The 22,072-nt window shown below is 73.3% G+C and carries 18 protein-coding genes and 1 pseudogene; 13 read left to right on the top strand and 6 right to left on the bottom strand.

Features of this window, described 5'->3' with window-relative positions; translation table 11 throughout:
• Positions 1-656: 656 nt before the first annotated feature.
• The 5 genes from ACFCZF_RS11885 to ACFCZF_RS11865 all read left to right on the top strand — a co-directional run bounded on the left by ACFCZF_RS11885 (position 657) and on the right by ACFCZF_RS11865 (position 6,230).
• Positions 657-989, top strand: a complete 333-nt coding sequence (locus ACFCZF_RS11885; RefSeq protein ID WP_376671540.1) for a hypothetical protein — start codon at positions 657-659, stop codon at positions 987-989.
• Between the two features lie 68 nt (positions 990-1,057).
• On the top strand, positions 1,058-1,600 hold the full coding sequence (locus ACFCZF_RS11880) for a GNAT family N-acetyltransferase (RefSeq protein WP_376671539.1): 543 nt from the start codon (positions 1,058-1,060) through the stop codon (positions 1,598-1,600).
• Positions 1,601-1,698: 98 nt separating this feature from the next.
• On the top strand, positions 1,699-3,207 hold the full coding sequence (locus tag ACFCZF_RS11875) for an ABC transporter substrate-binding protein (RefSeq protein WP_376671538.1): 1,509 nt from the start codon (positions 1,699-1,701) through the stop codon (positions 3,205-3,207).
• A gap of 3 nt (positions 3,208-3,210) precedes the next feature.
• Positions 3,211-5,001 (top strand): ABC transporter permease subunit, encoded by a 1,791-nt coding sequence (locus ACFCZF_RS11870; protein WP_376671537.1) that lies wholly within the window; start codon positions 3,211-3,213, stop codon positions 4,999-5,001.
• Positions 4,998-6,230, top strand: coding sequence for an MDR family MFS transporter (locus ACFCZF_RS11865; protein WP_376671536.1), 1,233 nt, complete (start codon positions 4,998-5,000; stop codon positions 6,228-6,230). The genes ACFCZF_RS11870 and ACFCZF_RS11865 overlap by 4 nt, the downstream gene beginning before the upstream one ends.
• 176 nt (positions 6,231-6,406) lie before the next feature.
• Here ACFCZF_RS11865 and ACFCZF_RS11860 read toward each other — a convergent pair whose 3' ends face one another.
• Positions 6,407-7,180: a CDP-alcohol phosphatidyltransferase family protein gene (locus ACFCZF_RS11860; RefSeq protein WP_375904881.1), complete on the bottom strand. Its 774-nt coding sequence runs from the start codon at positions 7,178-7,180 to the stop codon at positions 6,407-6,409.
• Between the two features lie 109 nt (positions 7,181-7,289).
• Here ACFCZF_RS11860 and ACFCZF_RS11855 point away from each other — a divergent pair, with 109 nt between their 5' ends.
• The 5 genes from ACFCZF_RS11855 (at position 7,290) to ACFCZF_RS11835 (ending at position 12,784) form a co-directional block, all read left to right on the top strand.
• Positions 7,290-8,270, top strand: a complete 981-nt coding sequence (locus ACFCZF_RS11855; protein ID WP_376671535.1) for a zinc-binding alcohol dehydrogenase — start codon at positions 7,290-7,292, stop codon at positions 8,268-8,270.
• A 149-nt stretch (positions 8,271-8,419) separates the two neighbouring features.
• Positions 8,420-8,818, top strand: coding sequence for a 6-carboxytetrahydropterin synthase (locus ACFCZF_RS11850; protein WP_121750136.1), 399 nt, complete (start codon positions 8,420-8,422; stop codon positions 8,816-8,818).
• Positions 8,815-10,035, top strand: a complete 1,221-nt coding sequence (locus tag ACFCZF_RS11845; RefSeq protein WP_376671534.1) for a glycosyltransferase family 4 protein — start codon at positions 8,815-8,817, stop codon at positions 10,033-10,035. The genes ACFCZF_RS11850 and ACFCZF_RS11845 overlap by 4 nt, the downstream gene beginning before the upstream one ends.
• 503 nt (positions 10,036-10,538) lie before the next feature.
• Positions 10,539-11,591 carry a hypothetical protein gene (locus tag ACFCZF_RS11840; RefSeq protein ID WP_376671548.1) on the top strand — a complete coding sequence of 351 codons (1,053 nt, stop codon included), beginning with the start codon at positions 10,539-10,541 and terminating at the stop codon, positions 11,589-11,591.
• Positions 11,588-12,784 (top strand): lysylphosphatidylglycerol synthase transmembrane domain-containing protein, encoded by a 1,197-nt coding sequence (locus ACFCZF_RS11835; protein ID WP_376671533.1) that lies wholly within the window; start codon positions 11,588-11,590, stop codon positions 12,782-12,784. Before ACFCZF_RS11840 ends, ACFCZF_RS11835 begins: the two co-directional genes overlap by 4 nt.
• On the opposite strand, the pseudogene ACFCZF_RS11830 reads toward ACFCZF_RS11835, so the two are convergent.
• Positions 12,667-13,392 (bottom strand): annotated as a pseudogene (locus ACFCZF_RS11830) (creatininase family protein); the annotation flags it as partial. The gene ACFCZF_RS11835 and the pseudogene ACFCZF_RS11830 overlap by 118 nt on opposite strands.
• A gap of 65 nt (positions 13,393-13,457) precedes the next feature.
• Here ACFCZF_RS11830 and ribA point away from each other — a divergent pair.
• Positions 13,458-14,120, top strand: coding sequence for a GTP cyclohydrolase II (gene ribA, locus ACFCZF_RS11825; protein ID WP_376671532.1), 663 nt, complete (start codon positions 13,458-13,460; stop codon positions 14,118-14,120).
• A gap of 15 nt (positions 14,121-14,135) precedes the next feature.
• Here ribA and ACFCZF_RS11820 read toward each other — a convergent pair whose 3' ends face one another.
• From ACFCZF_RS11820 to ACFCZF_RS11810, 3 genes are all read right to left on the bottom strand, one after another.
• Positions 14,136-15,371: a serine hydrolase domain-containing protein gene (locus ACFCZF_RS11820; protein ID WP_376671531.1), complete on the bottom strand. Its 1,236-nt coding sequence runs from the start codon at positions 15,369-15,371 to the stop codon at positions 14,136-14,138.
• Positions 15,372-15,537: 166 nt separating this feature from the next.
• Positions 15,538-16,896 (bottom strand): MFS transporter, encoded by a 1,359-nt coding sequence (locus ACFCZF_RS11815; protein WP_375904862.1) that lies wholly within the window; start codon positions 16,894-16,896, stop codon positions 15,538-15,540.
• Between the two features lie 162 nt (positions 16,897-17,058).
• Positions 17,059-17,724, bottom strand: coding sequence for a TetR/AcrR family transcriptional regulator (locus ACFCZF_RS11810; RefSeq protein ID WP_376671530.1), 666 nt, complete (start codon positions 17,722-17,724; stop codon positions 17,059-17,061).
• A gap of 160 nt (positions 17,725-17,884) precedes the next feature.
• On the opposite strand from ACFCZF_RS11810, the gene ACFCZF_RS11805 reads away from it, so the two are divergent.
• Positions 17,885-18,763, top strand: a complete 879-nt coding sequence (locus ACFCZF_RS11805; RefSeq protein ID WP_376671529.1) for a shikimate dehydrogenase — start codon at positions 17,885-17,887, stop codon at positions 18,761-18,763.
• A gap of 15 nt (positions 18,764-18,778) precedes the next feature.
• Complete coding sequence (locus ACFCZF_RS11800; protein ID WP_376671528.1) at positions 18,779-20,575, top strand: bifunctional sugar phosphate isomerase/epimerase/4-hydroxyphenylpyruvate dioxygenase family protein; 1,797 nt, start codon at positions 18,779-18,781, stop codon at positions 20,573-20,575.
• Here the strand turns inward: ACFCZF_RS11800 and ACFCZF_RS11795 are convergent.
• Positions 20,562-22,022, bottom strand: a complete 1,461-nt coding sequence (locus ACFCZF_RS11795) for a membrane-associated oxidoreductase (RefSeq protein ID WP_376671527.1) — start codon at positions 22,020-22,022, stop codon at positions 20,562-20,564. The genes ACFCZF_RS11800 and ACFCZF_RS11795 overlap by 14 nt on opposite strands.
• Positions 22,023-22,072: the final 50 nt, after the last annotated feature.

The following is a 22,072-nucleotide window of genomic DNA, read 5'->3' as shown; positions in this document are numbered from 1 at the left end:
AAGACAGGCAAGCCCTCGATCAAGTAGACATGGACGAGGTCAGGACCTGGGGAATTACGTGACGCCGGGCCCGGGGAATTACGTGATCGTTCACAGAGCCGCCTGGGCCACTGGCGCACTGTCCTGCGCAGGCGTCTCGAACAATCCGTCACGACCGACTCCGAGGCGCGTGAGCTGTTCGACCGGATGGCCGACGAATTTCGCGTTGCCAGGGACGCGGGGGACCTCGCGCTGGCGAAGCGGATCCGCAATGGGATGGGTCCCGTCTACGCCCTGCGCCTCTCGCCGCAGGACCATGAGGCGGTGACCGGGCTGATGAGGGAATTCAAACAGTGGGTGCTCGATCAGAAGCCGAGAACTCCGGCAGACGTTTCACTCCGGGCCCTCCGGGTCCTGATTGATGATCTCGGAACACACAGGACCACACTGCTCACGGCAAAACTCGAATCAGCTCTCACGGAGGCAGACCGACTCCGCCGCGACATTCCCGGTCCGTTGCCCGAGGCGCAGAAGAAGGCGTTGATCAGGTGGCGCGGGAACCTCCGACGTCGTCTGCGAGACGAGCGAGGACGCACCGACTTCCGCCTCGGCAAGAGGGCGGTCGGGGCCGCCTCGGACAGAGGAGGGGAGGCGCTCGGCTGGACAGAGCCGCCCTCGTGGCCCTCGCCGACCGGGTTCGCACCCTCCTCCAGGACTTGGCACGCGCCGGAACGACCGTCACGTGGGGAGACCTGCGCCGCCGGATGGGTGGGGCGCTGCTCTTCCTCCACCCGGACGATCAGGGCGAACTTCTCATGGTGGTTGACCAGGACGCCCCTGCGGACGATCCACTGCTGTCCGCACTGGTCGCCGCCGCGGATCTGTCACCGCACGGGCTGTACCGACACATCCGCTTCAGCCGTGGCCGAGAACGCGTACTGGACGAGTCCCGCGAGATGCATTGGCGTATGGAGGTGTTCGGGCTCTTCCAGCTTTGGCGTCATCGATAACCCGCGGCGCCGCGGGCGGACTGTGCCGTCGGGGGCGTGGACCAGGACTTCTCCTTAATGCGTACGATATGCAAGTGCGCATCACCGACTACACCATCAGGACAGCGACCGCCGCCGATCTGGACGCCGCCCGAGCCGTCATGCTCGACACCGTCTACCGCGACTTCGGCACCGGCTACGTCCCCCGCTGGCACGGCGACATCATCGACCTGGACGGGGCGTACGTGGCCCCCGAGCGGCACACCCTCCTCGTCGCCGTCGACGCGGAGGGCGAGGCCGTCGCCACCGCTGCCCTGGACTCACGTGGTCCCGCGCACCCCCCGAATCCCCGGCACGTCGCCGAGAAGTACCCCTCCGGCTTCACCGCGCAGCTGCGCCGCGTGTACGTGCGGCCCGAGCATCGCAGGCGGGGGCTGGCGCGGAGGCTCGTCGACGAGTTGCTGGAGTTCGCCGCCGCCGACGGGGGTTACCAGGCCGTCTACCTGCACACCGACCCCGTCGTCACCGGCGCCGAGCCCTTCTGGAGGTCGCTCGCCAAGGTCGTGCACGACGAGCGGGAGGATGCGGGTGGCGGGCAGGGCATCGTGCACTTCGATGTGCCGATGCCGTAAGGAGGCGACCACGATCATGGAAATGATTGTCATGTAGGATCTGGACGCCGCTGCTCCAGTCCCGCCTCCGCACCACGCACCCGATCGATCCGAGGACCATGCGCTCCCATCGCCGCCCCCGGCTGCTCGCCCCCCTCATGCTCGCCCCGCTGATAGCCGGCTGCTACGCCTCCGGAGGCGGTGACGACTCCGGGGCCGGCGGTGACGGTGGCGGCGACGGCTCCCGCCTCCGCGTGGCCCTCGCCTTCCCGCCCGCCGAGGGACTCTCTCCGTACGGCGCCGACGCCACCCTCCTCAGCCGCCTCGCCGTCACCGAGGGCCTCACCGCGCTCGACGCCAATGGCTCCGCCGCTCCCGCGCTCGCCGAGTCCTGGCGGCAGGACGGGGAGAAGACCTGGGAGTTCACTCTCCGCGACGCCACCTTCCAGGACGGCAGTGAGGTGACGCCGGCCGCCGTCGCCGACTCGCTCACCCACGCCACCGACGCCAAGCCCGCGCCCGCAGCCCTGGCCGGGGTCACCCTCACCGCCGAGGCCCAGGGCGACCGGGTCGTCCGGATCACCACCGCCGAGCCCGACCCCGTACTGCCGCTACGGCTCTCCAGCCCCAGCCTCGCCGTACTGTCCGCGAAGGCCTACGGTGACAAGGGCCGTGTCGATCCCGTCGGCACCGCCACCGGGCCCTTCGAGCTGACCAAGGTCAACGGCGCCACCTCCGCCTCCCTCGACCGGTTCGACGACTACTGGGGCGGGCGGGCACAGGCCTCCGGGATCGACGCCCGTTTCATCGCCGACGGGACCGCCCGAGCCAACGCCCTGCGGACCGGCGAGCTCGACATCGCCGAGGCGATCCCGGTGGCCCAGGCGGCGACCCTCGACGAGGACACGCGGCGCGACACCGCCACCACCCGGACCACCAGCCTGCTCTTCAACGCCTCGTCCGGGACTTTCAAGGACGCGAAGCTGCGGGCCGCGGCCCGTGCCGCCGTCGACACCTCCGTGTTCGCCAAGGATGTCTACGAGGGGTACGCCGACCCCGGTGCGGGGATCTACGGGCCCGCCGTGACCTGGGCGGAAGGGAAGCGGACCGCGCCCGTGGGGCGGGCCGAGGCCAAGAAGCCCAGTGGCGCCACCATCGACCTCGCCACCTACGACAACCGGCCCGAGCTGCCCGAGGTCGCCCAGGTGGTCAAGCAGCAGCTGGAGAAGGCCGGGTTCAAGGTGAAGCTCACCGTCCGCGAGTACTCGCGGTTGGAAGGGGACGCCCTGGCGGGGAAGTTCGACGCGTTCGTGCTGGCCCGGAACACCCTGGTCGACACCGGTGACCCCGTCGCCGTCCTGGCCAGCGACTACACCTGCGACGGCGGTTACAACATCGCCCAGCTGTGCGACAAGGGCGTCGACCGCGCCGTCGCCGAGGCGGAGAAGACCGCCGACACCGCGAAGCGGCAGGACGCCGCCATGGCCGCCGAGGCCCGCATCCTCGGCAGCGACGCCGTCGTGCCGCTCGTGCACCAGCGGATCATCACCGGCGTCGGCAGCTCCGTACAGGGCGTGATCCTCGACCCGTACGAGCGCACCCTCGTCGGCACCGGCACGCGGCGCTGAACCGTGCGGCAGCAGGTGGCCACCGTCGTGTGGCGGGTCGTCCTCGCGGCGGGGCTGGTGTGCGGGATCGGGCTGCTGCCGTGGCTGACGCGGACCGATCCGGCCCACACCGTTCTCAAGGCGCGGTCGGCCGAGCGTGATCCCACGCCCGAGGTGCTCGCCGACATCCGCGCGCAGCTCGGGCTCGACGACGGGCCGCTGCACCTGCTCGGGCAGTGGCTCGGCGGGCTCGTGCGCGGTGATGCCGGGCGGTCGTGGATCTCCGGGAGCGAGGTCCTGCCCGACGTGCTCCAGGCGCTCGGGGCCTCCCTGCTGCTCATGGCCGTCGCGCTCCTCGTCGCCGCCCTCACCGCCGGGCTCATCTGCGCCCGCACGCTCGGGCTCGGCGCCCGTCGGCGGCTCGGTGGGCGGCGGCGTGGCGGCACCGCCTCCGCCGTGGTCGCCTCGCTGCCCGAGTTCCTCGTCGCCTCCGTGCTCGCCACCGTCGTCGGGGTGCAGCTGGGATGGCTGCCCGCGCTGGGGTGGTACGGGCCCCAGTGGACCGTGCTGCCCGCGCTCGCCCTCGGGCTGCCCGCCGGGGCGGTGCTCGGGCGGCTGCTCGACGATCTGCTGCCCGGCGCGTTCGGTGAGCCGTGGGCGCTGGCCGCCGCCGCCCGGGGGCTGACCGGCCGGCGCATCGCACGCCAGGCGTTGCGGCGGTGCGTGCCCGCGCTGCTGCCCAACCTCGGGTTGTTCGTCGTCGGGCTGACCGGTGGCGCCGTCGCCGTCGAGCAGGTCTTCGACATTCCCGGGCTCGGCCGCACCACCCTCCAGGCCGCCCTCGCCCAGGATCTGCCCGTACTCCAGGCCGGCACCCTCGCCCTCGTCCTCCTCGCCGCGCTCGCGACCGGTGCCACCCGCGTCGCCGCCCGCCTGCTCACCGGACCCGTCCTGCGCGACGGCGCCCTCTCCTCCCTGCACCGGCCCGCCCCGCCCGCCGGCGGGCTGCTGCCCGTGCTCTACGGCGTCGTCCTGCTCGCCGTCATCGGGTTCGGCCTGGCGCGCGACCCGCTCGCGCTCAACACGGGGGAGCGGCTGCGGGCGCCCTCCCTCGACCATCCCTTCGGCACCGACGCCCTCGGCCGGGACCTGCTCGCCCGCGTCGGCCACGGGGCTCTGGACACGCTGCTCCTCGCCTCCGCCATCACCGCCGCCGCGCTGCTCGCGGGCGTACTCCTCGGGCTCGTACCCCGAGTGTCGGCACCTCTCGTGGACACCGTCAACGCGGTACCGCCGGTGCTGGCCGCCCTGCTCGTCACCGCCGTCGCGGGCAGCGGAACGGCCACGCCCGCCCTCGCCGTGGCCGCCGTCGCGTGGGCGCCGCTCGCCGCGCACACCTCCTCGCTGCTACGGCAGGAACGCGCCACCCTGCATCTCACCGCCACCCGGGGGCTGGGCGCCGGGCGTTGGTACCTGCTGCGCCGCGAACTGCTGCCCGCCGTCCTGCCGCCCGTCGTCCGACACGCCCTGCTGCGGCTGCCCGGCGTCGCCCTCGCGCTCGCCTCCCTCGGCTTCCTCGGCCTGGGCGCCCAGCCGCCGTCCCCCGAGTGGGGCCTGCTGCTCGCCGAGAACCAGCCCTACGCCGAGCGCGCCCCCTGGGCCGTCCTCGCCCCCGCCGCCGTCCTCGCCCTGCTCGGCGCGCTGGCCGTCACCGCCGCGGGCGGACTGCGCCGGCCTCGGCGGCGGCCTCGGCGTACGCCCCCGGTGGTCAGCCGAGAGGCCGTCGAAGAGAAGGAACTGGTCGGAGCCCGATGACCGCACCGTCCATCGGCCGGCTCGTGAGGACCTCCGGTCGCGGGGCTCCGCTCTCCCCACTGCTCCGGCTGCTCATCGTCACCCAACTCGCCTTCAACATCGGCTTCTTCGCGGTCCTGCCCTTCCTGTCCGAGCATCTGGGACAGGGCATCGGCATGGCGGGGTGGCTGGTCGGCTTCGTGCTGGGGCTGCGGACGTTCAGCCAGCAGGGGCTGTTCGTGGTCGGCGGGGCGCTGGCCGACCGGTACGGCATCCGGCCGGTCGTGCTCGCCGGCTGCGTGCTGCGGATCGCCGGGTTCGGATGGCTCGGGTTCGCCGAGCGGACCTGGGCCGTTGTCGGTGCCGTACTGCTGATCGGGTTCGCCGCCGCGCTCTTCTCGCCGGCCGTCGAGTCCGAGGTCGCCAGGCAGGCCGTCGTCCGGGAGGGGGAGGGCGGCGGGGACCGGACCCGGGTGCTCGCGCTGTTCACCGTCGCCGGGCAGGCGGGGGCCTTCGTCGGGCCGCTGCTGGGGGCGCTGCTGCTTGCCGTCGACTTCCGTACGGCATGCCTGGCCGGCGCCGGCGTCTTCGTGCTCGTCCTCGCCGGGCACGCGTGGCTGCTGCCGCAGCGCCTTCCCGGGCGGGCGCGGGTCCGGGTCAAGGGCGGGGCGCGGCTGCTGCTGCGCAACCGGCGCTTCCTCGCGCTGTGCTGCGCGTACGGCGCCTATCTGCTCGCCTACAACCAGCTCTACCTCGCGCTGCCCGCCGAGGTGGAGCGCGCCGCCGGTTCGCAGGCGCCGCTGGCCTGGCTGTTCGCGCTGTCCTCGCTGTTGGTGGTGACCGCGCAGTTGCCGGTGACCCGGTGGGCGGGGGAGCGGCTGACCCTGCGCCGGTCGATGGTGGCGGGGCTGGTGCTGATCGCGGCCGGGTTCGCCGTCGTCGGGGTGGCGCGGCCCGCCGGGTGGACGGGCACCGGTGGGCTGGTGCCCGCCGCCGGGTTCGTCGTGCTGCTCACCGTCGGGCAGATGCTCGTCGCGCCCGTCGCCCGTGCCTGGGTTCCGGACCTCGCCGAGGACGGACGGCTCGGGCTGTACACCGGGGCGTTGTCCTCGGTCTCCGGGCTCATCGTGCTGGCCGGCAGCTCCGCGACCGGACTGCTGCTGGACAGCGGTCTGCCGGTCGCCGTGCCGTGGCTGGTCCTGGCCGCCGTACCGCTGGCGGCGGTGGGGGTACTGCCTCGGCGTCACTGAGGCCATTGAGGTCATTGAGGCCATTGAGGAGGCCACGGAGGCCCCTGGGGCCACCACCGAGGAAGAGACGAAGTGACGGGCCGGACCTGGGTATCACCACCTCGTTCGGCCCGTCGGGGCAGCGGTCCGATGAACTCGGTATCCGACGCGGCTCCCTCCGCCGCCCCCTAAGAGCTTCACTGAGCGACGAGTTCCCTCAGCACCTCGGCCGCCGGGGCGCCGCCCCGTGTCCGCGAGGTCCGCCACAACCACAGCACGTCCCGGCCGAAGGACCACACCAGCAGCCCCAACGCCAGCAGCACCACCCCGGTGTTGACCGCGTGCGGCAGCAGCTCCGCGCCCGCCAGGAGCAGCAACACCCCCTGCAGCGCGGCCACCGTCTTGCGGGCCGTGCTCGGCGGCAGCGGGGCGGTCAGCCACGGCCATACGCGGGCCGCGGCCACGAACACGTAGCGCATGCCGCCGATGAGCAGTACCCACGGGCCCTGGTCCATCGCGACGTACACGCTGAGCACGAGAATCAGGAACGCGTCGACCTCCATGTCGAAGCGGGCGCCCAGCTGCGACGACGTGCCGGTGCGGCGGGCGACCTTGCCGTCCACGCCGTCCAGGATCAGGGCCACGGCGGTCAGGCCGACGAGGAGGGAGACGGGCGGCGCACTCCGGAAGGAGTCCGCGACCAGGGCCGTGACCCCGCCGACCAGGGTGGCCCGGCCGAGGGTGACCCGGTTGGCCGGGCCGAACGACGGCAGCCGGGAGCGGTGCAGGGCCAGTGAGAGCACCGCCCAGGTCGCGAACGCGAACGCGAGGCCGGTCAGCCAGCCCGCCGTGCCCATCCCGATCGCCGTGCCGAGCAGCGACAGGAGCAGGACCTGTGCGCCCGCTCCCACCGCGGTCTCCTGCTGAACGGGCCTCGCGTCGTAGGCGTCGTACGTGTTGTTCAGGGCCACCGAACACCCTCCGGCCGTGTGACAGAGTCGATCAACGCCGCTACCTTGTGCGCGGCTCGTGCATCCCTCGGTACGTGGGCGGCTTCCCGATCGTTCAGGAGGACATCCGATGACAGGCATGGCACGTGCGTTCTGGCTCGAATCGCCAGGCCGGGGCGCGATCCGCGACGTCGAGCTGTCCGCGCCCGCGGCGGACGAGGTGCTGGTGCGTACGCTCTACAGCGGTGTGAGCCGGGGCACGGAGACGCTCGTCTTCGGCGGCCGGGTGCCCGAGAACCAGTACGCGGCCATGCGCGCGCCGTTCCAGGAGGGCGACTTCCCAGGGCCCGTGAAGTACGGCTACCTCAACGTCGGCGTGGTGGAGGAGGGCCCCGCGGACCTCGTCGGCCGTACGGTCTTCTGCCTGTACCCGCACCAGACCCGGTACGTCGTCCCGGCCGCCGCCGTCACCCCGGTGCCCCCGGAGGTCCCCGCCGAGCGGGCCGTGCTCGCCGGCACCGTCGAGACCGCCGTCAACGCCCTGTGGGACGCGGCGCCCCTGGTCGGCGACCGGATCGCCGTGGTCGGCGGCGGCATGGTCGGCTGCTCGGTGGCCGCCCTGCTGGCCCGCTTCCCCGGCGTCCGCGTCCAGTTGGTCGACGCCGACCCGTCCCGGGGCAAGGTCGCCGAGGCACTCGGGGTCGGCTTCGCGTCCCCCGCCGACGCCCTCGGCGGCCTCGACCTCGTCGTCCACGCAAGTGCGACGGAGGCGGGCCTCGCCCGGTCACTGGAGCTGCTGCGGCCCGAGGGCACGGTCCTCGAACTGAGCTGGTACGGCGACCGGCGCGTCGCCCTCCCGCTCGGCGAGGCCTTCCACTCGCGGCGCCTGACCCTGCGCGGCAGCCAGGTCGGCACCGTCTCCCCGGCGCGCGGCGCCACCCGCACGTACGCCGACCGGCTCGCCCTCGCCCTCGACCTGCTCGCCGCCCCGGCGCTCGACGCGCTCGTCACCGGCGAGTCCGCGTTCACCGAACTGCCGGACGTGCTGGCGGGACTGGCCTCCGGTGAGATCCCCGCGCTGTGCCACCGGATCCGGTACCCCGGCGACTGACCCCTCACCCGCCCGGGACGGCATCGGCGCCTGACCTTGAGAAAAGACGCACGGGCCGCTGAACAAGGGAAGGCACCGAGCCGTAATAGACGGCACCCCGCGCAGCGATCGGCGGGGGATCAGACGTGCCACACCTGGAGGGTCGTCCGTTGTTCAGCATCACCGTCCGCGATCACATCATGATCGCCCACAGCTTCCGCGGCGACGTCTTCGGGCCCGCGCAGCGCCTGCACGGAGCGACGTTCCTGGTGGACGCCACCTTCCGGCGCGAGCAGCTGGACGAGGACAACATCGTCGTCGACATCGGACTGGCCACCCGGGAACTGGGTGCCGTCGTCAGCGAGCTGAACTACCGCAACCTCGACAACGAACCCGACTTCGCCGGCGTCAACACCTCCACGGAGTTCCTGGCCAAGGTCATCGCCGACCGGCTCGCCGAGCGCGTCCACAAAGGCGGGCTCGGCGAGGGGGCCAAGGGTCTGGCCGGCCTCACCGTGACCCTGCACGAGTCGCACGTCGCCTGGGCGAGTTACGAGCGTGCGCTGTGACCGACACGTCCATCGAAACGGCGACCGCTGCGACCGCCGCCGGACGCACTCGGCTCGCCTACGTCCCCGCACAGACGTCCGCGCCGGCTTCGTCCCCGAGGAACGGGGGGATCGTCCCCATGTCCCTGCGCTCCGTGCACTTCGTCATGCCCGGCGGAGTCGATGACCCGGCCGCGCCGAGCGGCGGCAACGCCTACGACCGGCGGGTGCGGCTGGACCTGCCGGGCTTCGGCTGGCGGGTACGGGGGCTGCCCGTGGCCGGAGACTGGCCGCAGCCGGACGACGCCGCCCGTGCGGAACTCGCGCGCGTCCTGAGCCGGTTGCCGGACGGAGCCGTCGTCCTCCTCGACGGCCTGGTCGCCTGCGGGGTGCCGGAGATCGTGGTCCCGGAGGCCGAGCGGCTGCGCATGGCCGTCCTGGTCCACCTCCCACTCGGCGACGAGACCGGCCTCGACTTCGCCGTGGCCGCCGAACTGGACGCGCGTGAACGCGCGGTGCTGCGGGCCGTCCCGGCCGTCGTCGCCACCAGCGACTGGGCGGTCCGCCGCCTCGTCTCCCACCACGGCCTCGACCCGGCCCGCGTCCACGTCGCCGCCCCCGGCGCCGACATCGCGCCGCTCGCGCCCGGCACCGACGGCGTCTCCCGGCTGCTGTGCGTCGCCGCCGTCACCCCCCGCAAGGGCCAGCACCGGCTGGTGGAGGCCCTTGCGGCGGTCGCCGACCTGCCGTGGCACTGCGTGTGCGTCGGCGGCCTCGGGCAGGACCCGGAGTACGTGGACCGGCTGCGGGCGCTCATCGCGCGGCACGGTCTGGAGGACCGGCTGGTCCTCGCGGGACCGCGGGCCGGCGCGGAACTGGACGCCACCTACTCCACCGCCGACCTGATGGTCCTCACCTCGTACGCCGAGACGTACGGCATGGCGGTGACGGAGGCCCTCGCGCGCGGCATCCCCGTGCTGGCCACGGACGTCGGTGGCCTCCCGGAGGCGGTCGGGCGCGCTCCCGACGGCGGGGTGCCCGGCATCCTCGTCCCGCCGGAGGACCCCGTCGCGCTCGCCGCCGAACTGCGCGGCTGGTTCGGGGAAGCGGACGTACGACGCCGGCTGAAGGCCGCGGCACGCGGCCGCCGCGCCGCCCTCGACGGTTGGCCGACCACGGCCCGGAGCCTGGCCGGAGTACTGCACCGGCTGCCGAGCGAACCCCGGAGGGCGGCATGAGGAAGACCACGGCACCGGCCACACAGGCGATCCCGGTCCAGCCCGGCCCCCAGGACGCCCCCGAGTCGGCGAACCGCGCGATCCCGGGCGCGGGCCCGGCCGAACGGCTCACCGACCTTCCCGGGCGGCCCTCGGCCGAGTCGCTGACCGGCGGCCTTACGCGGTCCTCCACCGATCCGCTCACCGACCGTCCCGGGTGGCCGTCCGCTGAGTCGCTGGCCGACGGTCTTGGGCGGCCGTCCGCCGATCCGCTGGCCGACGGCCTCGGGCAGCCCTCCGCTGAGTCGCTTACCGAGGGCCTCGGGCAGCCCCCCGCCGATCCGCTCGCCGACGGCCCCGAGCAGCCCCCCGCCGAGCCGCTCACCGACCTTCCCGGGTGGCCGTCCGCTGAGTCGCTTACCGAGGGCCTCGGGCGGCCCTCCGCCGATCCGTTCGCCGAGGGCCCCGGGCAGCCCCCCGCCGATCCGCTCACCGACCTTCCCGGGCGGCCCTCGGCCGAGTCGCTGACCGGCGGCCTCGGGCGGCCCTCCGCCGATCCGCTCGCCGACGGCCTCAAGCAGCCCCCCGCCGATCCGCTCGCCGACGGCCCCAAGCAGCCCACCGCCGATCCGCTCCCCGTCGGCCCCGAGCAGCCCCCCACCGCCCCGCCCACCGACCACCCCGAACAACCCTCCCCCGAGCGCGCCACCCTCCGCCTACGCGACGCCCCAGGGCGCCCCGACGAACCTCCGCGCTACGCCCCCGAATGGCTGCGGCTCCGTGAGCCCGCCGATGGTGCCGCGCGGGCGCATGAGCTGCTCGACCCGTTGCGGATCCGTCTCGCCAACCTGCCGAGGCGGGCGGGCGGGCTGGTCGTGCACGACGTGGGCTGCGGCACCGGCTCGATGGGGCGCTGGCTCGCCCCGCTGCTCGACGGCGCCCAGCACTGGGTGCTGCACGACCACGATCCCTACCTCCTGCACTTCGCCGCCGTCGCCGCCCCGCGTTCGGCCGCCGACGGCAGCCGCGTCACGGTCGAGACACGGCGCGGCGACCTCGGCCGCCTCACCCCGGAGGCGCTGGCCGGCGCCGCGCTGGTGACGGCGTCCGCGCTGCTCGACGTCCTCACCATCGAGGAGGTCGGCACGCTCGCCGCCGCCTGCGCCTCGGCCGGCTGTCCGGCCCTGCTGACCCTGTCCGTCGCCGGGCGCGTGGACCTCACCCCCGCCCACCCCCTGGACGCCGAGATCGCCGACGCGTTCAACGACCACCAGCGGCGTACCGGCATGCTCGGCCCGGACGCCGTGATCGTCGCGGCGGAGACCTTCGCCGAGCACGGCGCCACCGTACGGACGCACCCCAGCCCCTGGCGGCTGGGCCCCGGCGAGGCCGCGCTCACCGCACAGTGGCTGCGGGGCTGGGTCGGCGCGGCCGTCGAACAGCGCCCGGAACTGCGCGAACCGGCGGACCGGTACCTGGACGAGCGCCTCGCGGCCTGCGCCGCGGGGGAGTTGCGCGTCGTCGTCCACCACACCGACCTGCTGGCCCTGTGCCGGCCGACGGGCGGGGTCTCGTGAGCGCACCGACGGTACCGGCGGGGACGGGGGGCCCGCCGACGGCGGTACGCCGGGGCGCGGCGCCCGTCGGCGACAACCCCCGCCGCCGCGCCCTGCGCACCCACCTCGGCACCCTTGCCGGCGTCGCCATCCTCGCCGTACTCCTGTGGCGGATGGGGACCGGTGTCTTCCTGGAGGGGCTGCGCCGGATCGACGCTCCCACGCTGCTGACGGCGCTCGGGATCGGACTGGTCACCACGGTGTTCAGCGCCTGGCGCTGGGCCCTGGTGGCCCGGGGGCTGCGCATCCGGCTGCCCCTCGGACCGGCCGTCGCCGACTACTACCGTGCGCTGTTCCTCAACGCCGCCCTCCCCGGCGGCGTACTCGGCGACGTGCACCGCGCGGTACGGCACGGACGGGACGCCGGCGACCTGGGGCGGGGCGTGCGGGCCGTCGTCCTCGAACGGGCCGCCGGGCAACTCGCGTTGATCGGCATAGGCGTCGCCGTGCTGCTCACGATGGAGTCACCGGTGCTGGCCGGGACCCGGCACCTCGCACCGCTCGTGGGAATGGCCGTACTCGGCGCGCTCGCCGTCGTCCTCGCCCTGCGCATGAACCGCGCGCCCACTCGCCGGGGGCGGGCAGCGGCCGGGGCCCTGCGGGCGACGCTCCGCGAAGCGCGCGAAGGGCTGCTGTCCCGGCGGAACCTGCCGGGTGTCGCGGTGTCGTCCGTCGTCGTACTGGCCGGGCACCTCGCGATGTTCGTCCTCGCCGCCCGGGCGGCCGGCAGCGGCGCCTCCGTCGCCGTACTGACGCCGTTGGCCGTGCTGGCGCTGCTCGCCATGGGGCTGCCGCTGAACGTCGGAGGCTGGGGCCCCCGGGAGGGCGTCACCGCCTGGGCGTTCGGCGCGGCCGGGCTGGGCGCGGGCACCGGGCTGGGCGTGGCCGTGGTCTACGGGGTGCTCAGCCTCGTGGCGAGCCTGCCCGGCGTCGTCGTGCTCGTCGTCCGCCGGCACGAGGGGCGGCGCGCCCGCTTCGAGCCGTGCCGCGTGCCCGACGGGCACTACCCGCGCTCACCGCCCGGCGCGGTGACCGTCGCCGACGTCAGCAGCGAGAAACACGCTCCGAAGGAATCCGCGAGACTCGCCAGCAGTTCCTTCCCCTTTTCCGCCGAACCCAGTGAAGGACGCCCGATGACACCGGAATCGGTATAGGCGGACATACCGAGGGAGAGCAGATGACGCCGGTCGTCCGCGACGAAATCGGCGGCCTCGTAACCGGGTCGGACATATTCGGGGTGCGTGTGCAGAAGAATGGAGGTCTCGATTTCCCCCGCGTGCATGTCGGTGAGCAGCGAAGTGACCACCCCCGCCCGCTCCCGGGCCGCCTCCCAGTCCTCCGCGGCCGGGAACAGCGCCATCCGTTCGCCGCGTGCGGAGGACTCCTGAACGACGTTGCCCAGTACGTAGTTTCCGCCGTGCCCGTTGACCACCACCAGGGCGTCGACGCCCGAGCGGCGCAGCGAGTCCGCTATGTCCCGTACCACCGCGTGAAGGGTCACCGAGGAGATGCTGACGGTCCCCGGCCAGTCCGCGTGCTCGTGGGAGCAGCCGATCGTCACCGGTGGGAGCAGGTGCACCGGATACGCGGCGGCTATCTCCCGCGCGACGGCGCACGCGACGAGCGTGTCGGTCGCCAGCGGCAGGTACGGGCCGTGCTGTTCGAAACTTCCGACCGGCAGCACCGCCACCTGTCGCGGAACCCCGGCGCCCCGCCCGCGCACGTCCTCGGTCGTGTCCGCCGGCACCAGTGAAACATCCATTCCCGCACGGCCTTTCGTCTCGGTCGAGAAAACTGTTGAGCAGTCTGTTGAGGAACGCGAGAATCATGACAGAAAAAATTGGTGTACTCGGCAAGAAAGCATCACAGCGCACGGACGTGGAGCGGGTCGTGGTGACGCCTCTGCCCACCGTGTACGGCGAATTCCGGGCATTCGGCTATTTCGACCACGAGCGCGGTGACGAGCAAGTGGCCCTGGTCCACGGCGATCCGGGCGCCGACGGCGTGCTGACCCGGCTGCACTCTGAGTGCCTGACCGGTGACGCGTTCGGCTCCCAGCACTGCGAGTGCGGCGCCCAACTCGCCTGCGCACTGCGGGAGGTGGCCGCCGCGGGCAGCGGCGTCGTGGTCTATCTGCGCGGGCACGAGGGGCGCGGCATCGGGCTTCTCGCCAAACTGCGCGCGATGGCGTTGCAGGCGGAGGGCCTCGACACGGTGGAGGCGAACCTCGCCCTGGGCCTGCCGGTGGACGCCCGCGACTACGGCGTCGCCGCCCGCATCCTGGACGACCTCGGGGTGCGGTCCGTGCGCCTGATGTCCAACAACCCGCGCAAGCGGGAGGCGTTGGTGGGCCACGGCATCGAGGTCACCGAGCAGGTGCCGCTGCTGATACCGCCGTGCGAGAGCAACATCACCTATCTGCGCACCAAGCGGGAACGGCTCGACCACCATCTGCCCCACCTGGACGCGGTGGCGCATGTGTCGTCCTGACTCCAGCGTGCCGGGTCAGTCGGTGACGGCCTCGTGCACGAGGCGCTTGAGGTCCGGGTAGACCGTGTGCGAGGACTTCGGCCGCACCTGGGTCATGAACTGCACCGTCAGGTCACGGCTCGGGTCGACCCAGAAGGTGGTCGTCGCCACCCCGCTCCAGCCGTACGTGCCGAGCCCGGAGGGGGCCTGCGTGCGGGCCGGGTCGATCACCACGGAGACACCGAGGCCGAAGCCGACACCGTCGTTGCCCGGTTCGTCGTGCGCCGGGCGGCTGCCGTAGGCGCGCAGGTCGGCGTCGCCGGGCAGGTGGTTGCGGGTCATGAGGTCCACCGTCCCGGGGGCGAGCAGGCGGACGCCGTCGAGTTCGCCCCGGCACCGCAGGAGTTCCGCGAAGCGGTGCACGTCGTACGCGGAGGAGACCAGGCCGCCGCTGCCCGACAGGAACCGCGGCCGGCCCCGCAGCGGCAGCCCGGGGACCGGTTCGATGCCACCGCCGTCCGTCTCGCCGTACAGCTCGGCCAGCCGGCCGGCCTGCTCGTCGGTGACGTGGAAGCCGGTGTCCGCCATGCCGAGCGGCCCGAAGATCCGCTCGGCGCAGTACGTGTCGAGCGGCTGTCCGGACACCACCTCCACGAGCCGCCCCAGCACATTGCTGGCCACCGAGTAGTTCCACTGCGTGCCCGGCTCGAACTGCAACGGCAGGCTCGCGTACAGGTCGACCGTCTCGGCCAGGCCCGCGCCCGGCCGCACCGACGACTCCAGGCCGGCCGCGCGGTACAGCCCGTCGACGGGGTGGGCGTGGTAGAAGCCGAAGGTCAGCCCGGCGGTGTGGGTCATCAGATGCCGGACGAGGACCGGCCCGCCGGCCGGCCGGGTGACGACGTCGTCCGCGGAACCCTCCACGTACACCCGCGGCTCCGCGAACGCCGGCAGGTACCGCGCCACCGGGTCGTCGAGCGACAGCCGGCCCTCCTCCACCAGCATCAGCGCGGCCACGGCCGTGACCGGCTTGGTCATGGAGTAGAGCCGCCACAGCGTGTCGGCCGCCACGTGCAGCCCGGCCGCGATGTCCCGCCGGCCGTGCACGGTCAGGTGGGCGACCCGCCCGCCACGGGCGACGGCCACCAGGAACCCGGGCAGCCGGCCCTCGTCGACCTGCCGGGCGAAGTGCAGGTCGAGCCGGTCCAGCGCCTTCGGATCCAGCCCGGCCGCACCCGGGTCCACCTCCTGCCGCAGTGGTGCCGTCACCATCGCCTCCTTGGTCGTTCGTCGAGGTGGGTCCGGCATACCCCGCGCACGCCACTTCAGACCTGATGACCCGCCGTACGCGCCGGAGTGCACCGGCGCGCGCCCCGCGGCGTGGCATTCCGGCACCACGACCTCGCCGGGGAGGGCGGAGGGCAGCCGCCCGAAGGCGTCAGGCCGTCACCGTCTCCGGCTGTGCCGCCTCCGGGCGGGCACGCTCGCCGAGATCCTCCGTCGGGACCTTGTGGGTCTCCCGGGCGGAGAACGCTGCGATCACCGGCGGGACGCACAGCGCCGCCGTGAACAGCGCCACCGCCAGCCAGTCGTCGCCGTCCGGACCGGCGATCTGCGCGGCGAAGGTCACCGCGAACCCGGCCACCGCGAAGCCGATCTGGGTGCCGATCGCCACGCCGGACAGCCGGACCCGGGTGGAGAACATCTCGCCGTAGAAGGCGGGCCACACGCCGTTCGCGGCGCTGTAGACGACACCGAAGGCGATGATGCCCGTGAGGAAGGTGAGGGCGTAGGAGCCGGTCGAGATCGCCCACAGGTACAGGAACATCGTCACCGCGCTGCCCACCGCGCCGATCAGGAACACCGGACGCCGGCCGATGCGGTCGGACAGCGTCGCCCACAGCGGGATCGCGGCGAGCGCGACGACGTTGGCGAGTGCGCCCACCCACAGCATCGCGGTACGGGACATGCCGACCGAGTCACTGGTGGCGTACGCCAGCGCCCAGACCGTGAAGATCGTGCTGACCGACGCGATCAGCGCGCCCGCGACCACCCGCAGTACGTCCGCCCAGTGGTCCCGCGCCAGCACCGCCAGCGGCATCTTCGCGACGCCCTCCGTGGCGGCCTGCTGTGCGAAGGCCGGCGTCTCGTCCAGCTTGCGGCGGATGACGTAGCCGACGATCGCGACCACGACGCTCAGCCAGAACGGCACGCGCCAGCCCCAGGCCAGCAGCTGGTCCTCGGGGAGCGCGGCGATGGGGAGGAAGACCAGGGTGGCGAGCAGCTGCCCGCCCTGGGTGCCGCTGAGGGTGAAACTGGTGAAGAAGCCGCGTTTGTGCGGTGGCGCGTGTTCCAGCGTCATGGAGTTGGCGCTGGCCTGCTCGCCCGCCGCCGATATGCCCTGCAGTACGCGGCAGAGCACCAGCAGGACCGGGGCGAGGGTGCCGACCTGGTCGCGCGTGGGCAGACAGCCGATGAGGAACGTCGACACGCCCATCAGGATCAGCGTGAAGACCATGATCTTCTTGCGGCCCATGCGGTCGCCGATGTGGCCGAGGAAGAACGCGCCGACCGGACGGGCGGCGTAGGCGACGCCGAACGTGGCCAGCGACAGCAGGGTCGCGGTGGCCGGGTCGGACTCGTCGAAGAAGACCTCCGGGAAGATCAGCGCGGCGGCGCTGCCGTAGATGAAGAAGTCGTAGTACTCCAGGGCGCTGCCGATCCAGGCGGCGGTCGCCGCCTTCTTCGGCTGGCCGGGCGGGGCGGCGCCCTGGGAGGCGGGTGCGGGGACGGACACGGCGTTGCTCCTTCGGGGGACTCCACGGTAGGCGGAGTGAGCGGAGGGGAGAAGTGCCGATCGGCTAATTAACCCACTGGGTAGTTAGTCGCGGTTGGGAAGGGATGTTGCGCGCACGTTTCCCGTGTGTCAAGAGGTCCCGTCGTCCCGCCGCCCCGGCGGTCAGTCCGCCGCGCGCTCCGCCGTCAGGTAGGCGATCACCATGTCGCCGAGCATGGTCCGGTAGTGCTCGCGCTGGTCCGGGGCGACCAGATTGCGGCCGAAGAGGGCGCCGAAGGTGTGCCGGTTGGCGACCCGGAAGAAGCAGAAGGAGCTGATCATCGCGTGCAGGTCGACGGCGTCGATGTCGGCCGTGAACAGGCCGGACCGCTGCCCGTCCTCCAGGATCCGGCGGATAACGTCGAGCGCCGGGGAGCCGATGCTGGCCAGCATCTCCGAGGACGCGATGTGCTCGGCGTCGTGGATGTTCTCGATGCTGACCAGGCGGATGAAGTCGGGGTGCCGCTCGTGGTGGTCGAAGGTCACCTCCGCGAGGCGCCGGATGGCCGCCACCGGGTCCAGGTGCTCGACGTCGAGCTGCTGCTCGGCCTCCCGGATCACGCCGTACGCCCGCTCCAGCACGGCCGTGAACAGCTGCTCCTTGCCGCCGAAGTAGTAGTAGATCATCCGCTTCGTGGTGCGGGTGCGGGCGGCGATCTCGTCGACGCGGGCACCGTCGTAGCCGGCCCGGGCGAACTCGCGCGTCGCCACGTCGAGGATCTCGGCCCGGGTGCGGGCGGCGTCACGGGTGCGCGCGGCGGCTCGTGCCGGTTCGTCGACGCTGGTCATCGGGTTCCTCCGGCTGCGGGGCAGGGGCTGCGGGCTGGGGCGTGCCGGTGATTCTAGAAGGCTCCGCCTTCCCACACGCCCCACCCTCCTGCTATGACTAACGTACTGGTTCGTACATTGGTCGCTCGGGCAGCAGCCCGAGCCGCTCAGGAGGTCCCCGGTGGCCAAGGACTCGTATCTCGTCGGGCTGATCGGCTCCGGCATCGGCCCGTCGCTCAGCCCGGCACTGCACGAGCGGGAGGCCGCCCGGCAGGGTCTGCGCTACCTGTACCGGCTGATCGACATCGACACCCTCGGTGTCCGGCCCGAGGCGGTGGGCGACCTGCTGCGCGCGGCCCGGGACCTGGGATTCGACGGGCTGAACATCACCCACCCCTGCAAGCAGCTCGTCATCGAGCACCTGGACGCGCTCGCCCCGCAGGCCGAGGCGCTCGGCGCGGTCAACACCGTCGTCTTCGACGACACCGGCCGCGCGACCGGCCACAACACCGACGTCACCGGCTTCGCCGCCTCCTTCGCCCGCGGGCTGCCCGACGCGCCGCTGGAACGGATCACGCAGCTCGGCGCCGGCGGCGCGGGCGCGGCCGTCGCCCACGCCACACTCACCCTGGGCGCCGGGCGGGTCACCGTCGTCGACGCGATGCCCGAGCGGGCCGCCGCCCTCGCCGCCCAGCTGAACCGCCACTTCGGGGACGGCCGCGCCGCCCACGCCACCCCGGACCGGCTGGCCGGGCTGCTGACCCGGGCCGACGGCATCGTGCACGCCACCCCCACCGGCATGGCCGCCCACCCCGGCCTGCCGCTGCCCGCCGGACTGCTCCACCCCGGGCTGTGGATCGCCGAGGTCGTCTACCGCCCGCTGGAGACCGAGCTGCTGCGCGCCGCCCGCGCGCTGGGCTGCGCCACGCTCGACGGCGGTGGCATGGCCGTCTTCCAGGCCGCGGACGCGTTCCGGCTGTTCACCGGGCGGGAACCCGACGCCGTGCGGATGCTCGCCGACATCACCGACCTGGCGGGTGCCCTCGGGGCCCCGCAGTAGGAAAGAGGTAGCCACGTGCGGACGTCCATCGCCACCGTCTCCCTCAGCGGATCCCTCACCGAGAAGCTCACGGCCGCCTCCCTGGCCGGCTTCGACGGCGTGGAGATCTTCGAGAACGACCTGCTGGCCAGCCCCCTGACCCCCGAGGAGATCCGCGCCCGCTGCGCCGATCTCGGCCTCACCATCGACCTCTACCAGCCCATGCGGGACGTGGAGGCACTGCCCGTGGACGAGTTCGCCCGCGCGCTGCACCGCGCCCGGCACAAGTTCGAGCTGATGCGCAGGCTCGGCGCGGACACCGTCCTCGTCTGCTCCAGCGTCTCCCCGCACGCCTTGGACGACGACGCCCTCGCCGCCGAACAGCTGAGCCGGCTCGCCGGCCTGGCCGGGGACCACGGCATCCGCGTCGCCTACGAGGCGCTCGCCTGGGGCCGGCACATCAGCACCTACGACCACGCCTGGCGCGTCGTCGAGGCCGCCGGGCACCCCGCGCTCGGTACCTGCCTGGACAGCTTCCACATCCTCTCCCGCGGCAGTGATCCCAAGGGCATCGAGGACATCCCAGGGGAGAAGATCTTCTTCCTCCAGCTCGCCGACGCCCCGCTGCTCGCGATGGACGTCCTCCAGTGGAGCCGCCACTACCGCTGCTTCCCCGGCCAGGGCGGCTTCGACGTCGCCGGACTGCTGCGGCACGTACTGCGCGCCGGTTACGACGGTCCACTGTCCCTGGAGGTCTTCAACGACGTCTTCCGGCAGTCCGAGGCCGGCCCCACGGCCGTGGACGCCCAGCGCTCCCTGCTGACGCTCCAGGAGACGGCCGGCCTCGTCGCGCCGCCCGCGCCCGCTCCGCCCACCGGGGTCGCCTTCGCCGAACTGGTCACGCCCGACGCCGCACCCGTCTCGGCCGTCCTCGGCGCGCTGGGCTTCGCCCGCACCGCACGCCACCGCGGCAAGCCCGTCGACCTGTGGCAGCGGGGCGACGCCAGGGTCCTGGTCAACACCGGACCGGCCGAACGCCGCGACGGCACCCGGCTGGCCGCCGTCGGCCTGGAGTCGCCGGACCCCGCCGGGGCGGCCGGCCGCGCCGAGGCCCTGCTCGCTCCGGTACTGCCACGCCGCCGCGCCCCCGGGGACGCCCAGCTGGAGGCGGTCGCCGCGCCCGACGGCACGGAGCTGTTCTTCTGTGCCACCGAGCGCCCCGGACTGCCCGACTGGCGGGCCGACTTCGCGGACACCGGCGCGGACCCCGAGGCCGGGGCGGCCTGGCGCGTCGACCACCTCTCCCTCACCCAGCCCTGGCACCAGTTCGACGAGGCGGTGCTCTTCCACCGCGCCGTCCTCGGGCTGCGCCCGCAGGAGAGCGTGGACGTCGCCGACCCCTACGGCCTGCTGCGCAGCCGCGCCGTCAGCACCGACGACGGCGGGGTCCGCATCGTCCTGACCGTCGGCGCGGCGCCCACCGACGACACCGCGCACGCCCAGCACATCGCCCTGGCCACCGACGACGTGGTCGCCGCCGCCCGCCGCTGCCGCGCCGCCGGCGGCCCGCTGCTGCCGATCCCGGCCAACTACTACGACGACCTGGCCGCCCGCTTCGAGTTCGCCGACGGCGAGCTGGAGACGTACCGGGAGCTGGGCATCCTCTACGACCGCGACGCGCACGGCACCTTCCGGCACTGCTACACGCACACCGTCGGCCGGGTCTTCTTCGAACTCGTCCAGCGGGACGGCGGCTACCGGGGCTACGGCGCGGCCAACGCCCCGGTCCGGCTGGCGGCGCAGCACGCGGTGCGGGGGTTCACTGGCGGCTGACGGTGCGGGTGACACCGGCGACGACGGTGGTGGCCAGGATCCACCCCATGACGATCAGGACGTAACCGAGGTACTGGTACCACCCCTCGGGCGCGAACGCGCTCTCCTGACCGAAGGAGATCACCGGCAGCAGCAGGTCCAGCGTGTAGAACACCGGGTTGAAGTCGGGGGACTCCGCGGGCTTGAGCGGCGGCGGGTGCCGCAGGCCGTACGCGACCGAGCCGGCCGCGAGCAGCGACAGCAGCCAGCCGCCGGCCCGCAGCGGACGGAAGCCGTAGCCGACGGCGGCGTCCTGGAGCAGCCCCCAGACCCGGCCGTACCAGGGCAGGGTGCGGCGGTGCCGGCGCTGCTTGGCGAGTTGGACCAGCCGGGCCGCGTCGTCGTCGCCGATCCGGCGGTAGGAGGCGGTCAACTGCTCGTAGATGAAGGGCAGATAGCTGTCGCCGCGCTCCAGCATCGGCAGCCGCCGCTCGGCGGGCTCGTGCGGGACGAGCGACGTGTAGGTGAGGTCGTTCAGCTGGACCCAGTGCGGTACCACCTCCGGTTCGACGAACAGCACGTCCACCTGGGAGCGGCGCAGATTGAGGTTGCCCTCCACCTTCGGGCACTGGCGCAGCCACAGTTCACCGATCACACAACTGCTCGCGCGCAGCGCGGTTCCCCCGGGATTGACCAGGCGCGCCTGCGACAGGTCCAACCGGCCGGGTATGCGCGCGCCGCGGAATTCCAGCCGGCCCCGCACCTCGGCGTGCCGCATGAGCACATCTGCCTCGGCCGCGAGCGTCTCGGCCTGCAGGGCGGTGCCGTCCGGCCGGTCGAGTACCGCGTCGGTGAGGTTGACCGTCCCGGCCACCCGCGCGCCGTCGAGCCGCACGGTACCCCGGGCGCGCAGCCCCGGCGCCCACAGGTCGGCCCCCAGCACCGCCTGGTTCAGCTGGAGCACCGCCCCCTCGGTGTCCGGCGCGTGGATCTCCGTGCTCTCCAGGTAGAGGCTGCCGGTGATCTCCGCACCGCCGAGCCGCACCATCCCGCCGAACCGGACGCGGGTCAGCCGCAGTACGCCGTCCAGCCGCACGGCGTGCGAGATCAGGCCGGGCAGGACGGACTCGCTCAGGTTCACCTCGCGCAGCCGGGCCGCGTAGAGCCTGGGCACGTCGTCGAAGTGGCAGTGCCGCAGCCGCACGGGGTGGTCGACCGTCGCGTACGCCAGTTCCAGCGGCCCGGTGACGCGCGCGCCCGCCAGGCTCAGCGCGGCCACCTCGCCGTCCGCCCGGGGGCCGTCGAGCAGCAGGGCGCGCAACACGCTCGCGCGTACGCTCCGTTCGGGGCCCCAAGTGCCGCCGCCGGCCGGGTCCTCGTCGTCGGCGGCGCGGAAGTCCACGGCGGTGCCCGTGGCGAACGCCCGCCAGACGCGCGTCTCGGCCGGTGTCAGGTCGTTGATCTCCATCAGGGATGGACTCTGACCCGAACCGGCCGATCACGTCAACGCGCTTTCCG

The sequence above is a fragment of the Streptomyces sp. NPDC056296 genome (assembly GCF_042268605.1).
Lineage (GTDB): Bacteria > Actinomycetota > Actinomycetes > Streptomycetales > Streptomycetaceae > Streptomyces.
Note: the sequence above shows the minus strand (reverse complement) of the source record. Positions and strands in the feature narration are given on the sequence as shown.

What these genes read in the sequence shown, in the direction of transcription:
- ACFCZF_RS11880 (WP_376671539.1), top strand. Translation starts at nt 1,058, where the DNA reads ATGCAAGTGCGCATCACCGACTACACCATCAGGACAGCGACCGCCGCC.
- ACFCZF_RS11875 (WP_376671538.1), top strand. Translation starts at nt 1,699, where the DNA reads ATGCGCTCCCATCGCCGCCCCCGGCTGCTCGCCCCCCTCATGCTCGCC.
- ACFCZF_RS11865 (WP_376671536.1), top strand. Translation starts at nt 4,998, where the DNA reads ATGACCGCACCGTCCATCGGCCGGCTCGTGAGGACCTCCGGTCGCGGG.
- ACFCZF_RS11820 (WP_376671531.1), bottom strand. Translation starts at nt 15,371, where the DNA reads ATGGTGACGGCACCACTGCGGCAGGAGGTGGACCCGGGTGCGGCCGGG.
- ACFCZF_RS11795 (WP_376671527.1), bottom strand. Translation starts at nt 22,022, where the DNA reads ATGGAGATCAACGACCTGACACCGGCCGAGACGCGCGTCTGGCGGGCG.
- ribA (WP_376671532.1), top strand. Translation starts at nt 13,458, where the DNA reads ATGACAGAAAAAATTGGTGTACTCGGCAAGAAAGCATCACAGCGCACG.
- ACFCZF_RS11855 (WP_376671535.1), top strand. Translation starts at nt 7,290, where the DNA reads ATGACAGGCATGGCACGTGCGTTCTGGCTCGAATCGCCAGGCCGGGGC.
- ACFCZF_RS11810 (WP_376671530.1), bottom strand. Translation starts at nt 17,724, where the DNA reads ATGACCAGCGTCGACGAACCGGCACGAGCCGCCGCGCGCACCCGTGAC.